Raw genomic sequence first — 2083 nt, 5'->3', positions numbered from 1 at the left:
CGCCAGCAACTGCTCGCGCTCCTGCGGCGGCAGCACCGAAATATCGCCGGCGTTCATGTCCGGCTGCGACCGCAGCGCCTGCACCAGACCGGCCAGCGCCTGCTCCAGATAGGCGATCACGCGCAACGGAACAATGCTGTGATGGACATGCGCATCGATCAGGAAGTCATCGCCCCGATCATCGATAGAAATCGTCATCGGATAATTGGTGCGCAGTCTGTAGGCAAGCAGCGCGATGTCGTCCGCCGAGGTATCCGTGCCCTGCCCGTCTGCCGATCGAGCGGCATTGCGATAATTCAGAATCGCACTAAACAGCGGCACGTGGCTTGCCAAGCCACTGCAGCGCTGCGCCAGCGATAGCGGTGCCTGTTCGTAGGACAGCAGCTCACGCAGCGCCAACTCCGTCTGCGTCACAAGACTATCCACGCTGATGCCTTCAAGCTTCAGGCGCAGCGGCAGCGTGTTGATGAACATGCCCAGCATGTTGCTTGCGCCGGCCGTGCCTTGCAGGCGCCCGGACAGCACGGTGCCGAACACCACGTCGTCGCGCGCGCTGCAGGCGCCGATGACCAGCGCACAGGCCGCGTGGAACAGAGTTGCGGGGCTAATCCTGCGCCGCCTTGCCACTTGGCGAATATCGCGCGCCAGCGCCGCGTCCAGCGCTTTGCTGTCCTCAACGGTCGCGCTACCATCGCCATGCACGTTGAGCAACCTGAAAGGCGCGGTCGGCTCTGTCACATCACCCAAGGTCTTGCGGAAAAAGTCCTCGATATCGCTGCGGCCGGCCTGGTCAAGCGCATGCGCGAGGAATTCTCGATAGGGAACCGGCTCCGCCAGAGCTGCCGCCTGGCCACCCAAATGCGCCTGGATTTCCCGATGCAGCAGCATCGACGAGGTAGCGTCGTCGATCAGATGGTGACTTCGGAACAGCACATACACCTTGCCCGTGTGCGGCTCGCGCGCGACGCAAACTTCCAGCATCGGCGCTCTGGAAAGATCCATCGGCCTGTTGAAGCGAGCTTCTAATTGGCTTTGCGGATCGCTTGCCGTGCCCAGTTCGATCATCTCGACATTGAGCTCAAGCTGGCGATACACGACCTGCGCCGGAACCCGCAGCTGGTCGGACAGAATGGCGGTGCGCAGTACGTCATGCCGCGCAATCACACTGCGCAAAGCGTCCAGCAGCGCCTCGAACTGCGCCGGCGTGTCGACTGCGAACAGCGACGGAATGACATACGGATCGCTCTCGCGGTGCATCAGGTGATAGAAGTACATCCCCTCCTGCAGCGGTGCCAGCGGATAAATATCCTGCACGTTGGCCGCGCCACCGGGCACGGTGGCCACGATTCGGTCGATCTCGTCCTGGGTCAGATCGATCAGCGGCAGCATGTCCGGCGTGATGCGCTGGCACGCGGCGGGAATGCGGTTCGGCGGTGCGGCGAAAGCCGCTGCGCCGGCCGGTGAGACGTCAATTGCCGCCGCCAGCTCTGCCAGGGTGGCAGCCGCATACATACCGCGTACGTCGGCCTTGACCCCGGCCTGCTCCATCGCCGACAGCAAGCGCACGGCCAGCAGCGAATGGCCGCCCAACTCGAAGAAGTTGTCGTGAATGCCGACACGTTCGACCTTGAGCACCTCCGCCCAGATCGCCGCCAACTTCTGCTCCGTTTCGCTGCGCGGCGCCACATACCCGGCCTGCGACAGGCTTGCATCCGGTACAGGCAGCGCCTTGCGGTCGACCTTGCCGTTCGGGTTCAGCGGCAGCGCATCGAGCGTCACCCACACGGATGGCACCATGTAAGCCGGCAGACTGGCCTGCAGGGTAAGCTGGAGCGCTGCGCGGTCAATGTCGATGTCGTTCCTGACCACATAGCCCACCAGGCGCTGGTCGCCCGGCTGGTCTTCGCGCGCCAGCACCACCGCGTCGCGCACCTGCGGCAGCGCGCGCAGCGCCGCCTCGATCTCGCCCAGTTCGATCCTCAGCCCGCGCAGCTTGACCTGATGGTCCAGCCGGCCCAGGTAGTCGATGTTGCCGTCGGCCAGGAAGCGCGCCAGGTCGCCCGTCTTGTACAGGCGCGAACCG

General features: G+C 64.3%; 1 protein-coding gene. It reads right to left on the bottom strand.

Annotated features, from left to right (window positions below):
- A partial coding sequence (locus O3298_RS29100; protein ID WP_305061203.1) for a condensation domain-containing protein occupies positions 1–2083 on the bottom strand: 2083 nt, incomplete at both ends.

The sequence above is a fragment of the Janthinobacterium sp. SUN137 genome (genome assembly GCF_030587265.1).
GTDB classification, from domain to species: domain Bacteria; phylum Pseudomonadota; class Gammaproteobacteria; order Burkholderiales; family Burkholderiaceae_D; genus Janthinobacterium; species Janthinobacterium kumbetense.
The sequence above is the reverse complement of the archived record's forward strand: the minus strand, read 5'-3'. Positions and strand labels throughout refer to the sequence as shown.